Origin of the sequence: Breznakiella homolactica, assembly GCF_016616095.2 — a bacterium.
Taxonomy (GTDB): Bacteria; Spirochaetota; Spirochaetia; order Treponematales; family Breznakiellaceae; genus Breznakiella; species Breznakiella homolactica.
Map to the genome: position 1 here is coordinate 3,386,190 of NZ_CP067089.2, position 23,386 is coordinate 3,409,575.

The 23,386-nt window shown below is 55.4% G+C and carries 23 protein-coding genes; 15 read left to right on the top strand and 8 right to left on the bottom strand.

What is annotated here, in order from left to right:
* Nucleotides 1–139 precede the first annotated feature (139 nt).
* Nucleotides 140–601 carry a peptide-methionine (R)-S-oxide reductase MsrB gene (gene msrB / locus JFL75_RS15290; protein WP_215627543.1) on the top strand — a complete coding sequence of 154 codons (462 nt, stop codon included), beginning with the start codon at nucleotides 140–142 and terminating at the stop codon, nucleotides 599–601.
* Nucleotides 602–652: 51 nt separating this feature from the next.
* Nucleotides 653–1,336 carry a YjjG family noncanonical pyrimidine nucleotidase gene (locus tag JFL75_RS15295; protein ID WP_215627544.1) on the top strand — a complete coding sequence of 228 codons (684 nt, stop codon included), beginning with the start codon at nucleotides 653–655 and terminating at the stop codon, nucleotides 1,334–1,336.
* Nucleotides 1,337–1,340: 4 nt separating this feature from the next.
* Here the strand turns inward: JFL75_RS15295 and JFL75_RS15300 are convergent, their stop codons facing one another.
* From JFL75_RS15300 to JFL75_RS15310, 3 genes are all read right to left on the bottom strand, one after another.
* Nucleotides 1,341–2,378, bottom strand: coding sequence for a formylglycine-generating enzyme family protein (locus tag JFL75_RS15300; protein ID WP_223292668.1), 1,038 nt, complete (start codon nucleotides 2,376–2,378; stop codon nucleotides 1,341–1,343).
* A gap of 223 nt (nucleotides 2,379–2,601) precedes the next feature.
* Nucleotides 2,602–3,321 carry a 23S rRNA (guanosine(2251)-2'-O)-methyltransferase RlmB gene (rlmB, locus tag JFL75_RS15305; protein ID WP_215627546.1) on the bottom strand — a complete coding sequence of 240 codons (720 nt, stop codon included), beginning with the start codon at nucleotides 3,319–3,321 and terminating at the stop codon, nucleotides 2,602–2,604.
* A 2-nt stretch (nucleotides 3,322–3,323) separates the two neighbouring features.
* Nucleotides 3,324–4,733 (bottom strand): MBL fold metallo-hydrolase RNA specificity domain-containing protein, encoded by a 1,410-nt coding sequence (locus tag JFL75_RS15310; protein ID WP_215627547.1) that lies wholly within the window; start codon nucleotides 4,731–4,733, stop codon nucleotides 3,324–3,326.
* Between the two features lie 471 nt (nucleotides 4,734–5,204).
* On the opposite strand from JFL75_RS15310, the gene JFL75_RS15315 reads away from it, so the two are divergent.
* Both JFL75_RS15315 and JFL75_RS15320 read left to right on the top strand, forming a co-directional pair.
* Complete coding sequence (locus JFL75_RS15315; protein WP_215627548.1) at nucleotides 5,205–8,084, top strand: M16 family metallopeptidase; 2,880 nt, start codon at nucleotides 5,205–5,207, stop codon at nucleotides 8,082–8,084.
* Nucleotides 8,085–8,182: 98 nt separating this feature from the next.
* Complete coding sequence (locus JFL75_RS15320; RefSeq protein WP_215627549.1) at nucleotides 8,183–8,866, top strand: zinc metallopeptidase; 684 nt, start codon at nucleotides 8,183–8,185, stop codon at nucleotides 8,864–8,866.
* 29 nt (nucleotides 8,867–8,895) lie between these two features.
* Here JFL75_RS15320 and JFL75_RS15325 read toward each other — a convergent pair whose 3' ends face one another.
* Complete coding sequence (locus JFL75_RS15325; RefSeq protein WP_215627550.1) at nucleotides 8,896–10,302, bottom strand: ATP-binding protein; 1,407 nt, start codon at nucleotides 10,300–10,302, stop codon at nucleotides 8,896–8,898.
* Nucleotides 10,303–10,451: 149 nt separating this feature from the next.
* On the opposite strand from JFL75_RS15325, the gene JFL75_RS15330 reads away from it, so the two are divergent.
* Nucleotides 10,452–10,952 (top strand): hypothetical protein, encoded by a 501-nt coding sequence (locus tag JFL75_RS15330; RefSeq protein ID WP_215627551.1) that lies wholly within the window; start codon nucleotides 10,452–10,454, stop codon nucleotides 10,950–10,952.
* 15 nt (nucleotides 10,953–10,967) lie between these two features.
* Here JFL75_RS15330 and JFL75_RS15335 read toward each other — a convergent pair whose 3' ends face one another.
* The gene (locus JFL75_RS15335) at nucleotides 10,968–11,495 is read right to left on the bottom strand and encodes a nitroreductase family protein (protein ID WP_215627552.1); all 528 of its coding nucleotides are present in this window, start codon (nucleotides 11,493–11,495) and stop codon (nucleotides 10,968–10,970) included.
* A 105-nt stretch (nucleotides 11,496–11,600) separates the two neighbouring features.
* Between JFL75_RS15335 and JFL75_RS15340 the strand changes: the two genes are divergently transcribed.
* The 5 genes from JFL75_RS15340 to JFL75_RS15360 all read left to right on the top strand — a co-directional run bounded on the left by JFL75_RS15340 (nucleotide 11,601) and on the right by JFL75_RS15360 (nucleotide 15,169).
* The gene (locus tag JFL75_RS15340; protein ID WP_215627553.1) at nucleotides 11,601–12,503 is read left to right on the top strand and encodes a hypothetical protein; all 903 of its coding nucleotides are present in this window, start codon (nucleotides 11,601–11,603) and stop codon (nucleotides 12,501–12,503) included.
* Between the two features lie 96 nt (nucleotides 12,504–12,599).
* Nucleotides 12,600–13,139 carry a DUF308 domain-containing protein gene (locus JFL75_RS15345; RefSeq protein ID WP_215627554.1) on the top strand — a complete coding sequence of 180 codons (540 nt, stop codon included), beginning with the start codon at nucleotides 12,600–12,602 and terminating at the stop codon, nucleotides 13,137–13,139.
* Between the two features lie 364 nt (nucleotides 13,140–13,503).
* Nucleotides 13,504–13,887 carry a DUF2992 family protein gene (locus JFL75_RS15350; RefSeq protein ID WP_215627555.1) on the top strand — a complete coding sequence of 128 codons (384 nt, stop codon included), beginning with the start codon at nucleotides 13,504–13,506 and terminating at the stop codon, nucleotides 13,885–13,887.
* Nucleotides 13,888–13,890: 3 nt separating this feature from the next.
* The gene (locus tag JFL75_RS15355) at nucleotides 13,891–14,355 is read left to right on the top strand and encodes a GNAT family N-acetyltransferase (protein WP_215627556.1); all 465 of its coding nucleotides are present in this window, start codon (nucleotides 13,891–13,893) and stop codon (nucleotides 14,353–14,355) included.
* 37 nt (nucleotides 14,356–14,392) lie between these two features.
* Nucleotides 14,393–15,169, top strand: coding sequence for a class I SAM-dependent methyltransferase (locus JFL75_RS15360; RefSeq protein WP_215627557.1), 777 nt, complete (start codon nucleotides 14,393–14,395; stop codon nucleotides 15,167–15,169).
* A 36-nt stretch (nucleotides 15,170–15,205) separates the two neighbouring features.
* Here JFL75_RS15360 and JFL75_RS15365 read toward each other — a convergent pair whose 3' ends face one another.
* Entirely contained in the window at nucleotides 15,206–15,829 is a 624-nt protein-coding gene (locus JFL75_RS15365) for a hypothetical protein (protein WP_215627558.1), read from the bottom strand.
* Nucleotides 15,830–15,921: 92 nt separating this feature from the next.
* On the opposite strand from JFL75_RS15365, the gene JFL75_RS15370 reads away from it, so the two are divergent.
* Together JFL75_RS15370 and JFL75_RS15375 are read left to right on the top strand one after the other, a co-directional pair.
* Nucleotides 15,922–16,455 carry a P-loop nucleotide/nucleoside kinase family protein gene (locus JFL75_RS15370; RefSeq protein ID WP_215627559.1) on the top strand — a complete coding sequence of 178 codons (534 nt, stop codon included), beginning with the start codon at nucleotides 15,922–15,924 and terminating at the stop codon, nucleotides 16,453–16,455.
* 119 nt (nucleotides 16,456–16,574) lie between these two features.
* On the top strand, nucleotides 16,575–16,751 hold the full coding sequence (locus JFL75_RS15375; RefSeq protein WP_215627560.1) for a hypothetical protein: 177 nt from the start codon (nucleotides 16,575–16,577) through the stop codon (nucleotides 16,749–16,751).
* A gap of 10 nt (nucleotides 16,752–16,761) precedes the next feature.
* Here JFL75_RS15375 and rtcR read toward each other — a convergent pair whose 3' ends face one another.
* Complete coding sequence (gene rtcR, locus JFL75_RS15380) at nucleotides 16,762–18,351, bottom strand: RNA repair transcriptional activator RtcR (RefSeq protein WP_215627561.1); 1,590 nt, start codon at nucleotides 18,349–18,351, stop codon at nucleotides 16,762–16,764.
* 194 nt (nucleotides 18,352–18,545) lie between these two features.
* Between rtcR and rtcA the strand changes: the two genes are divergently transcribed.
* The 3 genes from rtcA (at nucleotide 18,546) to JFL75_RS15395 (ending at nucleotide 22,476) form a co-directional block, all read left to right on the top strand.
* The gene (gene rtcA / locus JFL75_RS15385; protein ID WP_215627562.1) at nucleotides 18,546–19,613 is read left to right on the top strand and encodes an RNA 3'-terminal phosphate cyclase; all 1,068 of its coding nucleotides are present in this window, start codon (nucleotides 18,546–18,548) and stop codon (nucleotides 19,611–19,613) included.
* Complete coding sequence (locus JFL75_RS15390; protein WP_215627563.1) at nucleotides 19,610–20,833, top strand: RtcB family protein; 1,224 nt, start codon at nucleotides 19,610–19,612, stop codon at nucleotides 20,831–20,833. The genes rtcA and JFL75_RS15390 overlap by 4 nt, the downstream gene beginning before the upstream one ends.
* Nucleotides 20,834–21,372: 539 nt before the next feature.
* Nucleotides 21,373–22,476 (top strand): slipin family protein, encoded by a 1,104-nt coding sequence (locus JFL75_RS15395; protein ID WP_215627564.1) that lies wholly within the window; start codon nucleotides 21,373–21,375, stop codon nucleotides 22,474–22,476.
* A gap of 62 nt (nucleotides 22,477–22,538) precedes the next feature.
* Here JFL75_RS15395 and JFL75_RS15400 read toward each other — a convergent pair whose 3' ends face one another.
* Nucleotides 22,539–23,348, bottom strand: coding sequence for a hypothetical protein (locus JFL75_RS15400; RefSeq protein ID WP_215627565.1), 810 nt, complete (start codon nucleotides 23,346–23,348; stop codon nucleotides 22,539–22,541).
* Between the last annotated feature and the right edge of the window lie 38 nt (nucleotides 23,349–23,386).

Here is a 23,386-nt window from a genome sequence, read left to right on the forward strand (position 1 = left end):
CGGGAAATGACAGGAATACCGTGAAATTTCCAGTTGACGTTAAATTGCAGTACATTATAACCAGAAAGGATAAATGTTTCCCTGAACCCGCAGGGGACGGCGGTACATCGGTATATTTAAAAACACAGAGGAGCCCACTATGAAAAAAGAACAGGCCGATCCCGGCAATATATGTTTCGGTCCGGAAAAATCAAATCTGACTCCGCTCCAGAAAGCGGTTACCAAAGGCGCTACCGAAGAGCCCTTCAACAATGAGTACTGGGACAATTATAAACCTGGCCTCTATGTGGATGTGATTAACGGTGTTCCGTTATTCGCGTCCACCGAAAAATACGATTCCGGAAGCGGATGGCCGAGTTTCTGGCAGCCCATTGATATCGGCCGGCTGGAGCTGATCGAGGACCGGTCCCACGGGATGGTCCGCACCGAAGTCCGTTCCCGGAGTTCCGGCGCCCATTTAGGCCATGTTTTCAACGACGGGCCGGATCCCACGGGTCTCCGCTACTGCATGAACTCCGCCGCTCTCCGGTTTATTCCCGCTTCGGACCTTGAAAAAGAGGGATTATCCGAATATGCTGGTCTCTTCAAATCAGAAACCTGACGTCCCGGTAAAACCTTTGCCGGCGCGCGGGTCCTTTGTCGGCGGTTATTTATGGGAAATTACGATGTTGTATTCATTGATGCGGATGATACCCTGTTTGATTACGCCGCGGCGGAACGGTTTTCCCTGGAACAATCCTTTGGTGAGTGGGAGCTCCCGTACAGCGATTCCGTACTGGAACTCTACGCGGCGGTAAATAAAAAGCTCTGGGCCGAATATGAACAGGGAACCGTTACCCAGGAGGATCTCCGGGTCATCCGGTTTGAGAAAATTTTCGGAGAACTGGGCATCGGCGGCGACCCCGGGGTCTTCAGCAAAGTGTACCTGTCCTGGCTGGCCCGGAGTTCCTTCCTCCTGCCCGGCGCGGAAAAAATCTGCGCCTACCTCAGCGGAAAATACACCACGGCGGTTATTACCAACGGTATCCGGGATGTACAGGTTTCGCGGATCAGGGATTCCGCAATCCGCGATTATATTGGCAGCCTCATCGTTTCCGAAGAGGCGGGCTGCGCCAAACCAAACCCCGCGATATTCGAGTACGCCGCGGAAAAGCTGCGGTACAAAGACAAGGAACGGATGATCATGGTGGGGGATTCCCTTTCGTCGGATATACAGGGCGGGATCAATTACGGCATCGATACCTGCTGGATCAACGCGAAACAACTTGAAGTTCCCGGGAACATCCGGCCGACCTACTGCATCCGTTCCCTGGAAGAAATAACGGATATACTGTAAAAAGTCAGTCTTTGGCGGACCGCTTCTTTTTAAGCAGGGCGTTCAGTTTTTTCTGAAGCGGGGCTTCGTCGAGGCGTTTTATCCGGCGGCAGCAGGTGCCGCCGCTTCCGATATCTTCCAAGTACCGCGGCTCCGCTTCTTTTTCTTCGGGGCACCGGTAATAGGTTGCCGCCGGCAGATACCCCGCGGCAGGTCCCAGTTTGGCGCCGATGTTTTTCCCGCCGTCGCCGCCCTTAAGCAGAACCTCCGAATCCATGAGCACTTCGTAGCAGCAGGGATCATTGGCGATCCGGAGACCGAACTGGTTCGGTTTTTCCAGATCGTAATTGCCGCCGGCTGAGCGGTTGCTGCCGAAATACCGGAGACGGTACCCATAGTTGAAACTGTCGCCCCACCGCCAGATGGTCCTGCAGCCTCCGCCGCAGAAATACTCCCACTCATCTTCGGTGGGCAGGCGGAATCCCGCCGCCGCGGAGCTGCTGATAAGCTCTTTGTAGGAAACGGGTTTATACAGTTCCGCGGTGATTTCCCCGTCTTTTTTCCGGAGCCTGAGAGCTTTAGGGATCACCTTTTCATTCCGTTTTGAATTTATGAATTTTTCCAGGGTTTCCCGGAATACTTTGTTTTTGGAGAATTCCGGATCATCCGGAGAAACCCGATGCCAGCCTATCTCGCGGGGAACCCGTTCTACCAGCATGGGCGGAATGTCCGCGGACCGTACCGGGGACATCCTCGCGGCGAGGTACGCATGCAGGGTTCTGACGCTTTCAAAACCGAAACTTTCCAGCAGCTCCCGGGCGCTCCGGGAATCGATACCTTCGGAAATACTGTTCCACCCCAGGACAACCCTGCCGCCGGGAACAAACACAAACTCATCGCCGTTGTTGAGGTATACCGCGGTTTCGGTGGAGAGACCAAAGCATTCGAATTTCCTGCAGTCCAGGAAAGTAAAGTCGGTGTAATGTCCGGAAAGCGATTCTAGGACGGCCCTGCGGCCGTTTTCGTTAAGGTTATCGTAATCAGGTTTTTTTAGAATCGTCATAGCATACATAAGTATATCATTCATTCATCAAGCAAACAATGAATTCGCGGAGTACCCGCAGTATGGGTAATCCGGCACAGCAGCATGGTGTTACCAGGTCCTGGGGGCCCGTCAGATGAAAAAAATCCCACAGGGCGGTATTTCTTTTCATCTGACACCCCGCGCAGCCGGGGTGTGCCCTGCTGCTATGCCGGCTTTTCTGAAATAATGCGGTTACCCGGCTCTACTTCCGCTGGCGCGTGGTTTCGTAGAACAGTATGCCCGCGGCCACGGAGACGTTAAGGGAATCAATTTTACCCTTGGACGGAACCGCGATAAGCCCGTCGCAGGCTTCCCTGAGGAGCCGGGAAATCCCGGAACCTTCGCCGCCCAGGATAATGGCGATTCTGCCCCTGAGGTCCTTTTTAAAGACCGGCTCCCCGGCCATATCGGCGCCGTAAATCCAGAAGCCCGCTTCCTTGAGATCCTCCACCGCCCGGGGCAGGTTTGCCACCTCGGCGGCGGGCACCCAGGAAACCGCTCCCGCGGATGTCCGGGCGATAATCTCCGCGTGTTTGGCGGTCCGCCGGTTCCGGGTGATTACCAGATCCACCCCGAATTGGTCGCAGGACCGCAGGATGGCGCCGAAATTGTGGGGATCGGTGATTTCATCAAGGATTACCACCAGGGCATCGGAGGTTTCCTCCAGGCCCGCGATAAAATCGCCCACCGTAATCTCCGGTGATTTTCCGGAATCCTCAATTGTCAGTGCGATCCCCCGGTGGTCCGGGGCAATCCGGTCCAGGTCATGGGTCCCGACCCGGTCGATCCGCACCTTGTGCTGGTTCGCCAGATTCATGATTTCCCGGGCCCGGGGGCCGGCCTTGGCCACCAGGAGCGGGCCTTCAGCCCGGCCCGATCTGATCCGTTCTTCTATCGCGTGAAATCCCGTGAGATAGTTCATGGTTATTCCGTCTCGTAGGTCTGTCCGTACCGGACAACTTCCGTATTGGAATACCCGTTTTCCCCAAGGTATTTCTTAAACGCGGTCTGGGCTTTGGGTTCACCGTGGACCAGGAATATTTTCTTGAGCCGCGACGTGTCGATGGCGTCGAGCCATTCCTTGCATTCGGTGTAATCCGCGTGGGCGCTGAAGGCGTTGATTTCCTCCACCGCGGCGTTCCGCTTGTACCACTGGCCGTGGATTTTGACCTCCGGCTCCTTGTCCCTGATCCGGCGGCCGAGGGTATTCTGGGCCATGTACCCCACGGTAAGAACCGTCGTATTCGGGTCCTCAATGCTGTTGATCAGGTGGTGCTGGATCCGGCCGGCTTCGCACATACCGTCTGCGGAAATGATAATCAGCGGCCCGGGATGGTCGTTGAGCGCCTTTGACTCATTGACGCTGGTAGTAAAATGGAGTGAATTGAATCCGAAGGGATTCTTATGGTGTTTGATGAAAGCCTCGTGAATTTCTTCATCATAGCATTCCGGATGAACCTGGAAAATGGTGGTGGCGTTGGTGGCCATAGGGGAATCCACGTAAATCGGGATTTCCGGGATGATCCCCTGGTCCACCAGCATATGGAAGTAGTACACCAGTTCCTGGGTCCGTTCGATGGCAAAGGCGGGAATGAGTATCCGGCCTTTGTTTTTTATCGCCCGTTTGGCAACCTCCGCCAGCCGCTCCATAGCGTCATGGGTGGAATCGTGCCGCCGGTCGCCGTAGGTGCTTTCCATGACAATATAGTCCGCCGCCGGAATCAGGGCGGGGTCCCGGATTATGGGTTTATTCTTGCGGCCCAGATCCCCGGTATAGGCTATTTTTATTTCCTTGTCTCCGTCCTGTATTGTGACGAACGCGATGGCCGAGCCGAGAATATGGCCGGCGTCGTAAAACTCCAGGGTTATACCGTCGCCGATGGTCATGGGGCGGTTGTATGAAATTCCCACAATCTGGTTGGTCGCCTGAATAGCGTCTTTTTCGTTGTACAGAGGTTCCCAGTCGAATATTTCGCCTTTCTTCTGGGCCTGTTTTTTAAGGTACACCGCGTCCCTGGCCTGAATATTGGCGGAATCCATCATAATGAGATTGGCGATGTCCCTGGTGGCGGAGGTGGCGAAAATATTGCCTTTGTAGCCGTTTTTCGGAAGCATGGGAAGCATCCCGCTGTGGTCATAGTGCCCATGGGTCAGAATGGCCGCTTCGATACGGTCGGTTTCGATCCCGAAATTCCGGTTTTTCCGGTCCGCTTCGGCCCGTTTCCCCTGGAACGCGCCGCAGTCGACGAGATATGATTTGCCGTTGACTTCAAATATGTGTTTCGAACCGGTGACTTCCTCGGCAGCGCCGAGGGAATAGAGTGTTACTGCCATATACTATAGGATACCGTATTTTTCAGGGGAAAAGAAGGAAAAAGTACCGTGAATTGGCGTAATCGCATTATATATTGCTCCTTATACGTACATGATGCGATTACACTGGCTTGCATGCGGCCGCCGGGTATGGGAGACCGATTCCGGGCTTTACTCCCCAACAGCGGGCGCCTGGAGGGCGGCTTCTGTTACGGCGCCCTTTTCCGCGGGCCGATCGGTTTTTCCGTAAAGGCCCGGACTGATTTCGGTTTGCACAGGCAGGCTAATACTTCATTCATGCGCCGTTCCTTTTAACAAATAAAATCGGTATGCCGCTGTCCGGAATGCGCAATTCCCCCGGAATCCGCCGGACTTTTCCGGATTCTTAGAATAACCTGTTGGTATAAAAATGATTCCGTTAGTATATTCTATTATAGACAGTGAATTACAGGCTATACGTAACCTTTTTCGTTTTCCGGGAGTTATTTCAATATGTACCGAAACAAAAAAAAACATCTCTTAAACAACTTCGTATTTGCCGCGGTCCTGACTGCCGCGGTTTTTGGTGTCTTTGCATGCGCCTCCGGGGCAAAAACCGGCTCCGACCAGTACGGCGGGCTGGGCAAGGCTTCGGATCCGATGCCGTTTATGACGGAAGCCCGGACCGGGACGCTGCCCAACGGCCTCCGCTATTATATTCTGGAAAACTCCCGGCCGGAAAACCGGGCGTACCTGACCCTGGCGGTCAACGCCGGCTCGGTGCTTGAGGAAGAGAATGAACGGGGCCTGGCCCACTTTGTGGAGCACATGGCTTTTAACGGGACAACCCGTTTCCCCGAGGCGGACCTTATCAATTACCTCCGTTCCCTGGGTATGCGCTTCGGCCCGGAGGTTAACGCCTACACGTCCTATGACGAAACCGTCTACGGCATTGAGGTTCCGGTGGAGCTTGACGCCGCCGGCCGGAAAACCATCCCCGAAAAAGCCCTGGCGGTGATTGACGACTGGACCTATGCCATCACCTTTGACCCCAAGGATGTGGATGATGAACGGCTGGTTATAATGGAAGAATACCGCACCCGGCTCGGCGCCAACGAGCGTGTCCGGCGGCAGATGCTTCCGGTTCTGTTCGAAGGCTCACCCTACGCGGACCGGATGCCCATCGGCCTCCCCGAGGTCATCCAGAACGCCCCGGCGTCACGTCTGGAAGGCTTCTATAAAAAGTGGTACCGGGCGGACAATATGGCGCTTGTTTTTGTGGGGGACTTTGACGGAGCCGCTCTGGAAGCAAGCCTGGCGGCAAATTTTACCGCGCCGTCCCCGGCGGATACGCTGGACCGTCCCTATTACGATCTCCCCTCGCCGCAGAAAGGTAAATTCCGGGCCGAAATTATAACCGATCCGGAGCTTTCCTATACCAGGATCGATATGTACTACAAACGGGCGCCTCAGCCCGTAGAGAATACCCTTGCTGCCTACCGCCAGGGAATAATCGAGAACCTCATCAGCCGAATGCTTTCCCTGCGCTTCGACGAAGCGTCGTATAAACAGGAAACCCCCTATGCCGCGGCCGCCGCCGGCAGTGTCCGGTACGGCTGGTCATCCCGGTTCTATATTTTCTCCGTGGTATCCAAAACCGGGACCGCGGAGGCTTCCCTGGAAGCGGTGCTCCGGGAAAAGGAATCCATGGTCCGGTACGGATTTACCGATGATGAAATTGACCGGGCAAAACGGTCGATGCTTTCGGATCTGGAACGGATGGTTTCCGAGAAGGACCGCCAGCAGTCGAGTTCCTTTGTGGATGAATTTACCTCCCATTTTCTCAGTGATCAGGCGGTGGTTGATATTGAATGGGAACTGGACGCGGTCCGCCGGATTCTGCCGGGCATAAGCTCAAAGGAAATAACCGCCGCGGCGAAGAACTTTTTTGCCGCCGATGATCTTACGGTCTTTGCCGTTGCCCCGGATTCCGAAGCCGCAAGTCTCCCGTCCCCCGAAAAAATACAAACCATGGTAACCCAGGTCCGGAAGGCGAAAATTGATCCCCCGCAGCCGTCGGTTATTGGTACGGATCTTTTGGATAAAAAGCCCTCCCCGGGAACCATCATCTCCGAGCGGCAGGATCCCGCCACGGGAACGATTGTTTGGGAACTGAGCAACGGGAGCAGGGTGATCCTCAAGGAAACCGCCAATAAAAATGATGAAATCGTCCTTTACAGCCTGGCCCGGGGCGGTACCACCAGCTCCCCGGAATCGGAGGATGTGTCCGCGTCCCTGGCGGCGGACATGCTCAGTGTGTCCGGTATGGGACCGTATTCCCGGACGGACCTGACGAAGATGCTGGCGGACAAGCAGGTTTCGGTAGGCTTCTGGCTGTCCAGTTACCTCCGTGGGTTCCAGGGCATGGCCGCGGGAAAGGACGCGGAAACCCTCTTTGAGCTTCTCTACCTCAGGTTTACCCAGCCCCGGATCGACGAAGACGCGGTGGGAGCTATGATGGACCAGTACCGGACATCCCTGGCCCAGCGGAGCGAAAACCCGGAGGCGGTCTTTAATGATGAAATCCAGCGGGTGGTATACGGGGGGAATTCCCGGTTCGCTCCTCTGACACTGGGCGATCTGGAAAAAGCCTCTATTGACGACGCTTTCGGATTCATCCGGAAATCCCTTAATCCCGGGGATTATACTTTTGTATTCATCGGGAACCTCGACATTCCGCTGTTCCGTTCGCTGACCGAAACGTACATCGCCTCCATTCCCCGGGGACAGACCTGGGATCAGTGGGATACGGTTGATTTCAAACGGCCGGGAAAAACCGAGTCTGCTGTCCGTAAAGGCCGGGAGGAAAAAAGTATTGTCTTTATGGGCTGGTACGTTCCCAAGGTGTATACCGAACGGGAAGGTATTGTGGCCGGAGCCCTGAGCGAATATCTCGACATCAGGCTTACCGAGGAAATACGGGAAAAGCTCGGTGGTGTCTATTCCGTCTCGGTCAGCGTCTCCCTGACCCCGATTCCCGTGGGCGAACTTTCCATGGGTGTTTCATTCTACTGTGATCCCGGCCGGGCGGATGAACTCAGCGCCGCCATCGAGGCGGAACTCCGGCTCGTCGCGGACGGTTCAATTAATACGGATACCCTTATCAAAACCACCGAAGCCATGAAGAAAACATACGAGCAGTCCATGCAGAGCAATTCCTACATTGCCCGGAATTACGCCAATTTCTCGGTGCTTCTGGACCTGCCCTTCGGGCGGCTCGACGCGCGGCCGGAACTGTACGAATCGGTTACGGCGGCGGATATTCAGAAAACAGCCCGGGAGCTCCTGTCAGGCGGGCCTGCCCGGGTAACATTATATCCCGAAGGGAGGTAGCGTCAAATAATATAGATTATTTGACTCTTTCCTATTGTAAGTTTTTCTGATGTAAAGAATTCTTTACATCAGAAACTCAAAGTTAAGGAGTATAGTTCATGTACATTGACCCCCTGTATATCATCCTGGTTGTTCCGACACTCATTTTGTCCCTGGTTGCCCAGGTTCTGGTAAAGTCCACTTTTTCCAAGTATTCCCATGTGCAGAGCTCAAAACATATTACCGGACGGGACGCGGCGGCCTTGCTTATGCAGGTTAATAAAATCGGGGATGTTAAAATTGAAGGAGTCAGGGGGTCCCTTACGGACCACTACGATCCGTCAGCCAAGGTGCTCCGCCTTTCGGAACCTGTGTACGACCAAACCTCCATCGCGGCCATCGGAGTCGCCGCCCACGAGACCGGCCACGCCATTCAGCACGCCGTATCCTACGGCCCCCTGAAGCTGCGGAGTGCCCTGGTGCCGGTGGCGAATATCGGTTCATCCTTCGGGCCGTGGCTCGCCATCCTCGGCCTGATTCTTTCGTTTCCGGTACTCTTCGATCTGGGAATTATCCTTTTCAGCGCGGCGGTATTGTTTTACGTGGTTACCCTGCCGGTGGAGTTCAACGCGTCCTCCCGGGCCATACAGATTCTGCGGAGCAACAACGTTCTTACCGAAGAGGAACTCGGGGGTGTTAAGAAGGTTCTCACCGCCGCGGCGCTGACCTATGTGGCATCGGCCCTGACGGCGATTGCCAACCTGGTACGGTTCATCCTGCTCCGGGGCAGCCGCAGAAGGTAAATCCCACCGGCGGCGGTTCCGGTTCGGTTTTATTCCCAGGGAAAATCGCTGCCCCCGGCGACCCAGTCCACGTACTGGACCGCGGTCCGGGGGGATCTCCCGTTGAACCACCGCTCCCAGCGCAGGGCATTCTCCCTGAAACGTTTCCGTTCATCCCCGGACTCGCCGGTTTCCTCCGGCAGCAGTCCCCGGTGTTCCGCGAGGAATTCCGCGATCCGCAGATATTCATCCTGGTCCGGTGCCGTGAATACCACCGTAACCCCGAAACGGTCCGCCAGTGATAGCTGTTCCTGCATGGTATCAAAGGCCCGGACATCGCCGGTGGCATGGGCTTCCGCCGCAGCCGCCATGCTTGGCCGGTCGGAAAACCGTTCCTTGACCAGGTGGCGCCGGTTGCTGGTGGCGTAGACCACCACGTTCCCGGGTTTGGCCTCGATGCCGCCTTCCAGAAGGGCCTTTAGGGTGGTGAAGGAATCATCGGTTTGCTCAAAAGAAAGGTCATCAATAAACAGAACAAAGCGAAGCGCCCGGACCGCCAGGGTGTCCAGTATGGCCGGCAGTTCCAGGAGATCCCGTTTGCGTACTTCCACGAGCCGCAGCCCACGGCGGGTATATTCATTGCAGACCGCTTTGACCGTAGCGGATTTCCCGGTTCCCCGGTCGCCGTAGAGCAGCAGATTGCCCGCGGGTTTTCCCTCAAGAAAACGCAGAGTGTTGGAAACGACCATCGAACGCTGATCCTCATATCCGGAAAGGTCCGCCGGCCGTATCGGGTCGGGGTTCAGCACCGGTATGAGACCGGATTTTCCTGTTTTGTCTTTCTGCCAGTAAAACGCGCCGCCGGCTCCCAGGATCCCGGCGCCGTTGCTGCGGAGGTACTCGGCGAACGCGGGCAGGGCGGCGCCCCAGTCCCGGCCGGGAACAAAAATGTACATGGCCGGATGTTTTTCCCGGGCTGTCTGGAGATTCGCCGCCAGCGCGGCACAGGTTTCATCCGCGGCGTTTTTCTGATCCGCCAGGCCTGCGCTGCCGAGCATCTCCGCGATCCTGCGTCCCAGGGCGGGAATGTCCGCCTGGGCTATTCTGCCCAGGCGCTGGAGGTCGGTCCTTGCGGCGGCGTAGAGAATATTGCTTGAGCAGTCCCGGCCGCAGAGTTCCGCGGTGCGGGTAAATTCATTGTCGTCCGCTGCGGTAAGCAGAACAGTCTTTTCGTAAAAAGACGCTTCCCGGCTGCTGCGGCTGTACTCCCGGATAAAGGCCGCCCAGGAAGCGGATATTTCCAGCACATATTCCCCGGAAAGAATCTCCGGCTCGTCCAGAACTCCGCGGAGAAGTTTCCGCAGTTTCCGTATGAGGATATGTTCTTTAAGAGCGGTAAAGACCGTAAGGCCCTCAAGGTCCGCCAGCAGGGGGAAAAATGGATCCGCAGTATTCATGGTTTCATATTAAAGAAGCTTATGAGGCTTGGGTAGGGGGTCCTGCCGGAGGAGTATGACGCGTGTCCTCCGGGACATCCGGAATTTGCGCCTCACGCTTCTTTGTTTGATAATACATAATATAAAACAGGTACCCTGCGGAGGCTCCCATGAATACCGTAATCCGTCATCTGTACACCCACCTAACCATTTCCTTTGATATGCTCATGGATGAAATCGACCACTGTCCGGATGATCTGTGGAATACGGAAGCCGGCGGCTTCGTCTTTTTCCAGCAGGTTTACCATACCGTTATGGGAATGCTTTTCTGGACCAGAACGGAGAAGACCATTCCGTTTGAAGATCCTTTCAAGGAGCGGAACCTCTATCCGGAATTTGAGCGTAAGCCCCATGGGAGTATTTCCAAAGAAGAAATGAAAAACCTTGGGGAGCGTCTCCGGGGGCTGCTGGAGAAATTCTTTGCCGAAAAGGATGATGCCTGGCTTTTGCTTCCCAATGCGCTTTTCGATAAGATCCTCAATATGGATGTTATCCTCGCGCAGATCCGGCACATCCAGTACCATGCGGGCCACTGCGACAGTATACTCAGGGAGCGGAACCTTAAAGTACCGGAGTACCGCGATTACTTCGGGGACGAACCTTCGGCCTGAAAAGACTTTCCCGGATCAGGGGATACGGTTGACGGGAAAGTATTCCTTGAGGGGCCGTTCCGTTTCCAGGGGTTCCACGGGATTTCCCAGCGCCACCGAAGCGGCGGGATAAAAGTTTTCCGGTATGCCTAATTCCTGGAGCCAGTTGTCTTTGCTCTGGAAAGCCAGTACGGTTCCCAGGATATAGACGCTGCCGATATTGATATCCGTCGCCATAAGCATCATATTCTCCGCGATGCACGCGGCGTTGGCCACTTCAATATGGACCGACTTCGTCTGCCGTGAAGAAATAATAATCAGTGTGGGCGCCCCGTAGAGCAGGTCCTCATCCGTACCGCCCACTGCCTGGGCAATAGCTTTCCGTATGGTGCCCAGGATCCTTTCATTCTGAATCACCGTAATATGTACCGATGTGTAATCGCTTTTCGCCACCGGCGCGGCGCAGCCCGCGTTTATTATCATATTCAGGGCATGGTCGGGAATCTGTCCCGGTTTAAAACTGCGGGTTGACCGCCGCCGCGCGATTGTGCGTAATGTATCCATGGGGCATTTCCTTTTTTCTATTACAAAGTCTAGTATATTATCGGAAAAAATAAAGGTTTCTGAAAAACTGAGGATTTAGGCGGAAACTTTACTATACTATTGAATATGTACAAGTATCTTCTGATAGCAGTCATTCCCCTGTGTGTATCCTGCGGCAATAAAAAGACACAGGAACGGGCCGCTCCGCCGCTCCCTTCTTCGGGGTACAGCGTACCCGCGGATCCGGTACTCCCCGAAATGCCTCCCCGGGCGGGGTTTACCGGGGAAATCAACGACTTTATGCGGAACATGGTTTTTACCAATGCCGTTCCCACGGGATACTATTCGGTTCCTCCGATACGCAACATCATTACCGGTATAGAGGACAGTGAAATTCCCTGGACCGGCATAGAGGAAAATGCCGTGGAACAGATTTGGGGCGGTATCCAGATTCTGCTCCGGGCGGATTCGGATCCGGGCGGCGCGGTCAGCATAACCGCGGAAAACGGCGGCAGAATCTACACGGAAACGGTTGAGCTCACGGAAGCAGTGGATTACAGTAACCCCGATACGGTCCTGGGATTTTACGCGAATATTCCCTTTGAAAATAAATTCTGGCTGGGGACCGGACGGGAATGGAAATTTTCTGTTCGGGCGCGGGACTCTGTTCTGGCGGAAAATACCATCGGGCTTGCGCCCCTGGAGGAGATTTTCTGCGAAACCATTGATGACACACCTTTCAGAATTAACACAATTAAAAACGCGCAGATCGGACGGGATTACATCTTCCGATGTTCCGGGGACATGGCGGATATCGTTGTGGTGTATTACAGCCCGGATTACTCGTTGTATGAACCGGTGGTATACCTTATTCCGGAAACAAAAAAAGAAATAACCGATATCGGGTTCCGCTGGAACAGTGCCGCCGTCTCCGGAGTGTATATAATCAAAGCCTATCCCCTGGAGAAGCTTCCCGCGGAGGAGCAGGTCTATCCTGTTTTTGAGTATATTGCCGTGGGTATGCCGTAAAAAATGTGGCATTGCCGGCGGAGAGATAGTATATTTTAAGTATAGCCGTACGCAAGAAACGGGTAAGAAACCCGAATACATATAAAGGAACCATGTATGTCCAGAACTACCGTTATCATGTGCGCTGTTTTTGTGCTCCTCGGCCTGGTGATGCTCTTCTCTCCTTCGGGCTTTGTGTCCGCTCTGGTGGTGGGGATCGGTATCGCCGCTGTTATCAACGGCATACTCAATCTGGTTAATGTCCGTACCCTGGTAAATGACAAAGCCTTTCAGCGGGCCATTATCATCAGGGCGGTTGTCAGCATTATCGTCGGCCTGATCGCGATCATCGCGCCCCTGGCTTTTGCGGGAACCGTGTGGACCGTGGTCATTTATATTATTGCCGCGGAACTCGTTATTTCCGCGGGGCTCGAATTATACGGAGTCTGGAAAATGCGGAACGCCGGTGTGGCCTTCGGCCCTTACGTAATTGAAGCAATCATCACCATACTTCTGGCGGTGGTGCTTTTTATTATCCCGGCCACCATCGGCCTTACGGTGGTGCGGATCCTCGGCGGGATAATCATCGCCGCGGGTATCGTGGGATTTATCTGGGCTCTCCGGACCCCAAAAGATCCGGTCCCTCCGGGAGTGTGAACCGATCAGGACAACTGTATTTATTCTGGGATATATCAAAGAAGTTCGGAAGGAAATTCCATGGGGTCCTGTCAGATCCCAAAGGCCGTATGCAGCTCTCTTCTCCGGGGGCAGTACGGAGCCGGTTAAGCCGGAAGGCACCCGGCCGTAATGGTAACGGCAGGACCCGCGGCGCCGGTAAAACCGGATGCTTTTCGGATTGAAAAGCCCTGTGTTTCCCCGTATACTGTGTATATTAATTTACCCGTTTAAGGACAAAGAAAAAACACAGCCCGGTAGGTAGTCCGGGCGGCCCGCGGCGGCTTAGTAACCTTCGAAAGATGTCCGTCTTTGTCTCCGGAATCATTGTATTCAGGAGTCAAGGATGGAAGAAACACGATGCACAATTTTATTTGACGGCCAGTTCTGGATAGCCCTGGTGGAAAAAACCGGCGGCGACGGCACTGTTTCGGTTGGTAAATATACCTTCGGCAGTGAACCGGCCAATACGGAGGTCCGGGAGTTTCTCCTGTACCGGCTTGCTTCGGTACGGACCTTCCCCAGTCCGGTCGCGGTCAGAATCAAAACGGACCGGAGCAGAGCCGAACAGGACCGGACAACGAGAAAATCCAGGGATATCTATAAGGATCTCCAGAAAGAGTATTTCGCTGAAAAAAAGAAACAGCTCACCCGGGATGACGCCGCGGACCGGGCTGAAAAATTCCGGTTAAAAAAAGAAAAGAAGAAACAGAAGCGGCGAGGGCATTAGAAGATGGATATACGGATCGAACGTCTGGATGAACAGGATATAAACCGGTTCTCGGATCTGGTCAACACTGTTTTTGACCGTTTCGTGGGGCCGGATTATTCGGACGCGGGGAACAGAACCTTCAAGGAATATACCGACCCCGCGCGCATGGTCCAGCGGCTGCGGGCCGGGGGTGATTTCTTTGCCGCCTGGGACGGAGAGACCCTTGCCGGCGCCCTGGAGATCCGGGACCAGGACCATGTCTCCCTGTTTTTCGTTGACGAGCGGTATCACGGCAGGGGCGTCGGCCGGAAGCTGTTCAGCTATTATACCGGCCTTCTCCGCCGGGAACATCCCGGTATCCGGCAGGTCACGGTTAATTCATCCTTGTACGCTGAACCCGTATACGCGGCCCTGGGATTCGAAAAAACCGGAGAAGCTATGGAACGGGACGGGATACGGTTTATCCCTATGGAATACAATCTTTGATTGTACCGCGCGGGTTTTGTATAAAAAAGGAAGTCAAATGGAATCCCTGAATGAAAGTATTGCCGCCGCCATGGACTGCGGCGGGCTCGACATAATCGAATACCTTCCGTATATACTCCAGGATTTCTGGGATATTGGGTCTTCGCCGGAGGATATCACCGGACTTGTTAAAAAATATAAGAAAAATCCCTCCAGCCTCGAAGTGCTGGACCTGGGATCCGGCAAGGGGGCGGTGTCAATTATTCTGGCGTCGGAACTGGGCTGCCGCTGCCACGGAATCGACGGCATAGGGGAATTTGTTTCCTATTCGCAGGAAAAAGCCCGGGAATACAAAGTTGATTCCCTCTGTACCTTTGAAGAGGGGGATATCCGGACCATGCTGCCCGGCCTCGGAAGGTTCGATTGCATTATCCTGGGCGCCATCGGTCCTGTGCTGGGTGATTATTTCAAAACCCTTTCGGCCCTTGGGGTCCATCTGAATGACGGCGGGATAATTATTGTCGACGACGCGTACACGGAAGATTCCGCCCAATTCGAACGTCCGGGACTGCTGAAAAAGCCGGAACTGCTGGACCAGATAGCCCGGGCGGGCATGGAACTTGTTGATGAGATTGTCGCGTCCGGTCTGGAAGAAACAAAAGAAATCTACGATACGCAGATGGAATTAATTGTTAAGCGCTGCGGGGAGCTTTGCCGAAAGTATCCCGAAAAGAAATCTCTTTTTAAAGCGTACGAAGAACAGCAGGCCCGGGAATATACCGTACTGGATACCGAGCTCATCTGTTCAACCTTCGTGATACGGAAAAAACCGTAAGCCCCGTCCGGAACGGAATGTCCGGACGGGAAGGCTTTACCGTTTGCTGTAGGTCATGTCGTAGGTATGGGGAAAGGTCACGCCGTTGACGACCCAGACATCGGAGAAGTCCGGCTTGCCGTCGGAACCTTCCCGGCATACCAGGTAGTCCCCGACGCCGTGGGGTACTTCGGGCCTGTTGGCGATAAGCACATCCCCCCAGGCGGTGTGGATTTCCACCAGCTTGTCCTTAGGAACGAAACAGGCGAAGTTGCCGCTCCCGGCGATGGTCTGCATCGGGATATACTGGTCCGGTATAAAATCCGCCGCGGAAAGTTTGCTGCCGTCTTTTTTCGTGTAGGTGGTAAGCACCTTGTCCAGGGGCGTCCGCCACAGTTCGCCGCTTACCCCTTTGATCACCACATCCGAGCCGTTGGGCTTTGCGGTGTATTCGGTGCCTTCAAGGTAATTCGTGAAATTCATATCTTTGGAAACCATCATGCCCTCGATGGTGTACGAAAGCTTTCCTGTGGGGAAAAATCCCGACTTGTCGATATCGTCAAACTGAAGCAGCACAGGCGCCTCCTTCTTTCCGGATTCCGCGGAGGCGCAGCCCGCGGCAAAAAGGACCGCGCCGGCTACCAGTACAAATAATACCGCTTGAAATTTTCTTTTCATCATGAAAAACTCCCTTGCAATTTGGTGCATCCCCTACGGGATTCTCTATAATAAAATATACCATTTCTCCAAAATATGGTACCTGGAAGTGCAATATGCAGATACAAACCAAACCAACGTTTTTTATTTTTTCCGGCCTCCCGGGGTCGGGCAAGTCCACCCTGGCAAAACGGCTGGCCCGGGAATTCAACGCGGCGTACCTCAGGGCCGATACCGTGGAACAGGGGCTCAGGGATCTTTGCGGCATAACGGTCACCGGCGAAGGATACCGCCTGAGCTACCGGATCGCCGCGGATAATCTCGCCCTGGGAAACAATGTTGTGGCGGATTCCTTCAATCCTTTTGATTTTGTCCGGAGGGAATGGGAACAGGTCGCCCTGGACAACGGCGCGGAGTATATCAATATTGAAGTCCTGTGTTCGGATCAGGCGGAACACCGCCGCCGTGTATCCGGGCGCCAGTCCGAAATCCCGGGACTGGAACTGCCGGACTGGGATGAGATCCTCCGCCGGGAATACCATCCCTGGACCAGCGGCCGGATCGCGGTCGACACCGCCGGCGAAACGGCGGAGCAAAGCTTCGGGAAGCTGCTGGCGGAAATCAGCGCCCGGATGATCCCCCGCCGTTAAGAGACCAGAAGCGGCGGTTCCGGTCCGGCTCCGGCGGTTTGCATTTTGGCTGCGCGCTCCTTATAGTTTAAATATCGAAAAAAGAACCGCCCCTGCGGTTATGTAAAAACGGAGGAATTATGTACTGGGGATACTATACCATCGGCGGAATTGCGTGGTTTATTCTGTGCCTTCTGGTTGCCTTCGGCGCCAGGAACCGGGGCCGGTCATTTTTAGGCTACTTTCTGCTGTCCTTTTTTCTTTCTCCCATCATCGGCTTTATCGTGCTCATTATCCTTGGGCAGAAACGGGCGTAATTTTTCCGCGTTACGGCGTTAGGGTATTCCAGTCCAGACCGTAACGGGCCAGGTATTTTTTGAGGCGGTCGGTATCATTGACACTGCCTCTTTTAAGGCGGGATACCGCGAAGAGACTTCTTCCCGCTTCTGCCATGGAACCGCTCCGCCGGCAAATTTCCAGGACACCCCTGAGCTGGATCCGGTCGAATTCATCCAATGCCTGCAGTTTTTCCCGCAGTTCCGGCGGAAGGTTTCCGGCGGCGGTTCTGTCCGCGGTCCCGGAAATCCATGATGCCTTGAGCCTGTCCGTTTCGGCGGCTGCGTCGTCCCGGTTGATCCGCGCTCCCCTGGCAAGGGTACACATCCTGGTAACCGCGGCCTTGAGGTCCCGGAAATTGGCGGTCCAGACCGCTTCCGGAGAACGGGCAAAATCAAGGAACCATTCCAGAGCCTCTTTGTTGAAGGTAACCCGGGTCCCGGAATTTTCCTCGTACAGCGCGAGTTCGTACTCGATGTTGGGCAGAATATCCTCGGGCCGTTCCTTGAGACCGGGCAGATTAAACGTCCATAGTTTGATCCGCGCCAGCAGGTCCTCCCTGAACCGCCCTTCCTGAACGTCTCTGATAAGATCCCGGTTGGTCCCGCAGATTATCTGGAAATCACTTTCCGTCTCATGGTCTGACCCGACACTGAAAAACCGTTTCTCTTCAATGGCGTGAAGGAGCATGGCCTGCTCGTCCGGGCCGAGCTCCCCGATCTCGTCGAGAAAAATCATGCCCCTGTTTGCCTGGGCGAGGAATCCTTTGCGGTCGCTCACCGCCCCGGTGTAGGCGCCCCTGGTGTGGCCGAAGAGAGCGGACATGGCGGCGTCGCCCCGCAGCGTGGCGCAGTTGAGTTCCACGAAAGGACCCGCCAGACCGGTACGCTGTTTTTTCAGCGCGTAAATCTGCCGGGCCAGCCGGGATTTTCCGGCGCCGGTGGCACCGGTAAGCAGTATAGGTTCCGTGCTCCTGATGGCTACCCGTTCGATCAGTTCAATCAGTTCGTTGAATGCCCTGTTCTGGGTATCGATGCCGGATTTCAGAAATGCGATATCGTCTTTTGTTTCCCGCCGGAACCGGCTGGCGATCCGGTCGTACCGGGACAGGTCCAGATCAACCACCGAGATGCAGCCGGTATTCTGGTTATCCCTGCCCCGGCCGGGACTCGTCTGCAGCAGTTTTCCCGGGAACCGCCGGGACTCCGCAAGGAGGAATATGCAGATCTGGGCCACGTGGGTTCCGGTGGTAATGTGGAAAAGATACTCCTCCTGTTCCGGATCAAAGCTGCAGGATTCCGTAAGATCCAGCAGCTTGCCGTAGACTTCCTCAAAATCCCAGGGATCGTCAAAAGGGACCAAATGTTCAACTATTTCTGTCTGGGGCGACAGCAGGGCAATGTCGCCGGTTACGATTTTCGCGAGGGATGAAAAGCGATGTGAATAGATTAGGTGGAACCTGTCCGCGCGGAAGTCTTCCTGCTGGAAGATCGAAACCGTGGGCCGCCACCGTTCCCATCGTTTGATACCTTTGCCCATGTCGAGCTGTGTCCCCAGAAGGCCGAATACCACGGTTTTCATAGTGTATTTTCCTATAAAATTATATAACAGTTATATAAAATATTATAGCATAAGCCCTCCGCCGGGGCAACGGGAATAATTGTGTTGTTATGCCGGGTTTTTTTAATATTAGGTAATATAAAGAGTTACAAGAAAAATATCCGGCCGCGGCGTTTTTGGCACGGTTTATGCTTTAATAATAGTGGAGTATGGAAATGAAAGATAAATACGAAACTGCGCCTGACATTATTATTGACGGAAGCCGGGGGGAAGGGGGCGGCCAGATTCTGAGAACAGCGCTGGCCCTGTCCGCCATCACCGGCCGGTCCTTCCGGATCGTGAATATCCGGGCCGGCCGGAACCGCCCGGGGCTGCTCCGGCAGCATCTGGCCTGTGTTCTGGCGGCCCGGGATATCTGCGGCGCCGAACTGCGGGGCGCGGAGCTGGGGTCCGGAGAGCTTACCTTCATCCCCGGGCCTATCCGTCCCGGAACGTACTCCTGGTCCGTGGGATCCGCGGGAAGTACCTCCCTGGTGCTGCAGACCGTGCTTTTCCCTTTGCTGTCTGCGCCGGGGGACAGTTCGGTTTGTATTGAAGGGGGAACCCACAACGGTATGGCCCCGCCGTTCCAGTTTCTCGACTGGAGCTTCCGGCCCATGCTTGAATCCCTGGGATTCGGGTTTTCCCTGGCCCTGGACCGGTACGGGTTTTACCCGGCGGGGGGCGGAAATGTCCGGTCGGAAATACGCGGCACTCCGCGCAGGGATGTACCCCGCGCGGAGTGGACGAAACGGGAAATAACCGGGATGGCGGTGTATGCCTGGTCCAGCGGGATTCCGGAACGGATCGGCAGAGCCGAAGCCGCGGCCGTTGCCGAGGCGCTGGAAATTCCCCGGGAACGCTGTTTCGCGCAGATGGTGTCCTCGCCGGGGCCGGGCAACGCGGTGTCGGCCGTCCTGGATCTGGAGGACGGACAGTTGGTTTTTACCGAATTCGGAAAGACCGGACTGCCCCTGGAAAAGGTAGCCGCCGGCTGTGTCCGGCAGGTCCGGCGTTACTTGGCCAGCGGAGCCCGGGCGGAGGAGCATCTCCAGGATCAGCTGCTCCTGCCCCTCAGCCTCGGCAGCGGCGGGTGTTTTACCGCCACGGAACCGAGCGGGCATACAAAAACGAATATGGAAATTATCCGGTGTTTTCTGCCGGTTCAATTTGAAACAAAGCCGGTCCGGGAGAACTGCTGGGAAATCACGGTACTGCCGGAAAATCAAGGAGAACGAAAATGATTCAGTGGGAAATTAATGGAGAGACCCGGCTTCCGGTTAAATCATGGTGCCGGGATATTGAAGACGGAGCCCTGCAGCAGGCGAAAAACCTGGCCAACCATCCCATGGTTACCGGCCATGTGGCGCTCATGCCCGACGCCCACGTGGGCTACGGCATGCCCATCGGCGGAGTCATCGCCTGCGCCGGAGCGCTCATCCCCAACGCGGTGGGCGTGGACATCGGCTGCGGCATGGGCGCGATACAGACGAACCTCCGGGCGGAGGATCTCGGGGATATGCGCCGGCTGCGGAAAATTATTGAGGATGTGAAGATGCGGATCCCCGTGGGGGAGGGCAAGGCCCGGCCGTATCCCGTTGAATGGGACGGTTTCGGAATGCTTCTTGATTCCCTGGGGAACGCTGAAAAGCCCGGATGGTACACCCAGCGGGGAGCCGAACTGGATGCCTGCAACCTCGGGACCCTCGGAGGCGGCAACCACTTCATCGAAATACAGCAGGATACCGACGGCGGGGTCTGGCTTATGCTCCATTCGGGGTCACGGAATCTGGGATACCGGATCGCCGACTATTACCACAAGGAAGCCCACAGGCTGAATACTGAAATGGGGACAGAGCTTCCCGATCCGGAGCTGGCGTTTCTTCCCATGGGGCATGATCTGTGTTCCGGATATATCCGGGATATGAACCACGCCCTGGCGTACGCCGCGGAGAACCGGCGGGTCATGATGGACCATCTTAAGAAAGTTATGGCTGAGTATTTCAGCACTATAGAATTCCTTTTGGAGGTGAATATTCACCACAACTACGCCGCGGAGGAAACCCACGGCGGCGACGCCCTCTGGGTCCACCGGAAGGGTGCCACCAGCGCCCGGTCCGGTGAGATGGGTATCATCCCCGGCAGTATGGGAACCGCTTCGTACATTGTTGAAGGATTGGGAAACCCCGATTCCTTTGAATCCTGCTCCCACGGCGCCGGCCGGCGGATGAGCCGGGTTGCCGCGTGCCGGGGACTGACACCGGAGGAATGCGACCGCGCCATGGAGGGCATTGTCTTTGACCGGTGGGGTTCGTCCTACGTCAAAGGCCCGGACCGGAAGAAGCTGCCGGACCTGAGTGAGGCGCCCCAGGCGTATAAGGATATCGACGCCGTAATCGAGGCCGAACTGGACCTTATAACGCCGCTGGTAAAACTCCGGCCCCTGGCGGTTATCAAAGGGTAACCGTTCAGGTTCACTGCTGCTGTATTCAGACGCCGTACACAGGGGCGTATCCGCCCCGTGGTGCCCCTGTCCGCTGGGCTGCGGGTATGCCGGCTTGAATAACCAGGGACTTACAATCCCCAACAAGAAAGGTTCGATTCCTTTCACACGTATGGAACGTGCAGATGGTATCTTGGGAAAGCGAAACGCTGTCCCGCCAACCGGAGGGGCGGAAGCTCCTTCACCACTTCGGAGAATCCGGGCCGCTGCCGGAACAGTCCGGAGACCGAACCGGGATTACGGGCGCGGGGTATTCTCCCGTCCGCGGCCCTGGGGCGGTCTGCGGGCAAGTTCCGGGCGGAAGACGGCCCAGCGCAGGGGAGGATACCGCCCGCGGTGTCTCCCGGGACCGGTACTGCCGGAAAACCCGCCGATCACGCGGCGGGGATACGGCGGAGCCTATCCCGGAAGAACCCGGCTCAATCCCGTGCCCGCCGGTTTTTGCCGGCAGCGGGTCCGGATTCTTTTTTATTTGCGCTGCGCGCAGGGAGAATTATAATATGAGAATACTGAGCCATGAACGGGGACTTCTGTACCGCGGCGATCTGTATAAATCGCTGCTCATGCCCGGGACCCACTGGGTTCCTCCGTTCTGCAGGGTTGAAACCTACAGGGTGGACAAGGCCTTTTCACCCCAAAGCACTCCCCTGGAAATACTTCTGGAGGACGCTGCCCTGGCCGGACAGGCTGAAGTTATCAATGTTCCGGACAACCATATCGCCATTCACCGGGAAGACGGCAATGTAAAGGATGTGCTGCTCCCGGGCAAGCACTGTTTCTGGAAGGGCTACACCCGCCGCGAGTTTATCCAGGCGGATCTCAGTGAGCCCGAAGGGACTGCCGCCCTGGACCGGAGTATCCTGGCCCATTCCGCTCTGGCGGGGTATATCGCCGCCGCCGCGGTTGAGCCGCACCAGAAGGGATTGCTGGTGATCGACCGCGCTTTTGTCCGTATCCTTGAACCGGGAACCTACTATTTCTGGAAAGGTCCCCGGCGCGCCGAAATACTGGCCATGGACATGCGGCAGCAGCAGTTTGAAATCACCGGCCAGGAAATCATGTCCCGGGACAAGGTCCCTCTGCGGCTTAACTTTTTCTGCCAGTATCGTATCACTGATGTGATGAAGGCGGGATTTAAGATACAGGACTACGACCGGCAGTTCCATGTGATACTGCAGCTTGCCCTGCGGGAGTATATCGGTTCCCTTTTGTTTGACGATATCATGGATAAAAAGGAATCCATCGGCCCGTTTGTGGCGCAGTCGCTGAAACCCCAGGCGGATGCCTTCGGTATTGAGCTGGGGCATTCCGGGATCAAGGATATTATCCTCCCCGGTGAGATCCGGGAGATCATGAACCAGGTCCTGGTGGCCGAAAAGAAAGCCCAGGCCAACGTGATCATGCGGCGGGAAGAAACCGCCTCCACCCGGAGCCTGCTCAACACAGCGAAGCTCATGGAAGAAAACAAAGTTCTCATGCGGCTCAAGGAATTTGAGTATATCGAACGGATCAGCGAGAAGATCAATCAGATTACCCTTTCCGGGGGAAACCAGATTATCGACCAGCTGGGCCAGCTCTTTATTCCCGGGTCCGGAGAAAAGTAAAAAACAGCGCCCGCCGGATTCTGGAATTATCATGGACCGGAATCCGGCGGGTTTTATCTAATTCAGTTTTTTGAGACCATCATCAGCAATTCGCTGTCGTCTTCGAAAAAGGTGAATGTTATGAGCCAGCTTGAACCGTCATTGCTGTTGGTATACGGCCCTAAGTAGGTTTTGCTCGGTCCGACCACAACCGGGGGTTCGAATAAAAATGAATAATCCGTTTCCAGGGTGGCTCTGTAGGTGTCAAAGTCCGTGGAGGTTATTCCCGAAAAGGTAATGACCTGTATGCCGCTGTTGTCCGCTTCGGCTTTTTCAACCGTGCCTCCCGTGGGGGGCTGGATGTTGGTTAAACCGAACCGGGTCCAAAGCTCAGGCCAGGGCCATTCGTTGGTATCAAACGCCGCCTTCACCGTCAGTTCCGCGCCGTTCCTCGGTACCGTGGTACCGGTGCTGGTGATGTAGTTCTGTCTGACCCAGCTGATGGTCAGGGTATACGGAGCGTTGTTGTATTTGTACACCGCGGAGTACATGTCAACGTATTGTTTGTATTCATTATAAGCGTCCCCGGACGCGTTAAATGTCAGCTGCGGAAACTGAACTTCCAGCGCGGACTTGTAATTCGTAAAGGCGGTTTCCGGCATGGATTTCCATTTCGCGTTGATGCCGTTGTGATCGTTGATTTTCCACGCGCCGGCGAATTCACCCGCCGCGGGCTGCGGAAGGCCCGTCAGGCCGTAGGTCTTCCATACCGAGTCCGGCGGCCAGTTTTCCCAGTCGGCGGAACTGCCTCCGGATCCGCTCCCGCAGGCGGTAACGGCCGCTATGAAACAGCCCATTATCAATGTACAGAATGCAGAAATAGTTTTTTTCATACGTACCTTCTTTTTAAATACTATTCCCAATATTTCCG

Coding starts and splice junctions, on each gene's coding strand:
- JFL75_RS15375 (WP_215627560.1), top strand. CDS start 16,575: ATGTACTGGGGATACTATACCATCGGCGGAATTGCGTGGTTTATTCTG.
- JFL75_RS15350 (WP_215627555.1), top strand. CDS start 13,504: ATGGAAGAAACACGATGCACAATTTTATTTGACGGCCAGTTCTGGATA.
- JFL75_RS15390 (WP_215627563.1), top strand. CDS start 19,610: ATGATTCAGTGGGAAATTAATGGAGAGACCCGGCTTCCGGTTAAATCA.
- JFL75_RS15370 (WP_215627559.1), top strand. CDS start 15,922: ATGCAGATACAAACCAAACCAACGTTTTTTATTTTTTCCGGCCTCCCG.
- JFL75_RS15315 (WP_215627548.1), top strand. CDS start 5,205: ATGTACCGAAACAAAAAAAAACATCTCTTAAACAACTTCGTATTTGCC.
- JFL75_RS15335 (WP_215627552.1), bottom strand. CDS start 11,495: ATGGATACATTACGCACAATCGCGCGGCGGCGGTCAACCCGCAGTTTT.
- JFL75_RS15295 (WP_215627544.1), top strand. CDS start 653: ATGGGAAATTACGATGTTGTATTCATTGATGCGGATGATACCCTGTTT.
- JFL75_RS15325 (WP_215627550.1), bottom strand. CDS start 10,302: ATGAATACTGCGGATCCATTTTTCCCCCTGCTGGCGGACCTTGAGGGC.
- JFL75_RS15300 (WP_223292668.1), bottom strand. CDS start 2,378: ATGACGATTCTAAAAAAACCTGATTACGATAACCTTAACGAAAACGGC.
- JFL75_RS15310 (WP_215627547.1), bottom strand. CDS start 4,733: ATGGCAGTAACACTCTATTCCCTCGGCGCTGCCGAGGAAGTCACCGGT.
- JFL75_RS15400 (WP_215627565.1), bottom strand. CDS start 23,348: ATGAAAAAAACTATTTCTGCATTCTGTACATTGATAATGGGCTGTTTC.
- JFL75_RS15355 (WP_215627556.1), top strand. CDS start 13,891: ATGGATATACGGATCGAACGTCTGGATGAACAGGATATAAACCGGTTC.
- rlmB (WP_215627546.1), bottom strand. CDS start 3,321: ATGAACTATCTCACGGGATTTCACGCGATAGAAGAACGGATCAGATCG.
- JFL75_RS15360 (WP_215627557.1), top strand. CDS start 14,393: ATGGAATCCCTGAATGAAAGTATTGCCGCCGCCATGGACTGCGGCGGG.
- rtcA (WP_215627562.1), top strand. CDS start 18,546: ATGAAAGATAAATACGAAACTGCGCCTGACATTATTATTGACGGAAGC.
- JFL75_RS15320 (WP_215627549.1), top strand. CDS start 8,183: ATGTACATTGACCCCCTGTATATCATCCTGGTTGTTCCGACACTCATT.
- JFL75_RS15345 (WP_215627554.1), top strand. CDS start 12,600: ATGTCCAGAACTACCGTTATCATGTGCGCTGTTTTTGTGCTCCTCGGC.
- msrB (WP_215627543.1), top strand. CDS start 140: ATGAAAAAAGAACAGGCCGATCCCGGCAATATATGTTTCGGTCCGGAA.
- rtcR (WP_215627561.1), bottom strand. CDS start 18,351: ATGAAAACCGTGGTATTCGGCCTTCTGGGGACACAGCTCGACATGGGC.
- JFL75_RS15340 (WP_215627553.1), top strand. CDS start 11,601: ATGTACAAGTATCTTCTGATAGCAGTCATTCCCCTGTGTGTATCCTGC.
- JFL75_RS15330 (WP_215627551.1), top strand. CDS start 10,452: ATGAATACCGTAATCCGTCATCTGTACACCCACCTAACCATTTCCTTT.
- JFL75_RS15365 (WP_215627558.1), bottom strand. CDS start 15,829: ATGATGAAAAGAAAATTTCAAGCGGTATTATTTGTACTGGTAGCCGGC.
- JFL75_RS15395 (WP_215627564.1), top strand. CDS start 21,373: ATGAGAATACTGAGCCATGAACGGGGACTTCTGTACCGCGGCGATCTG.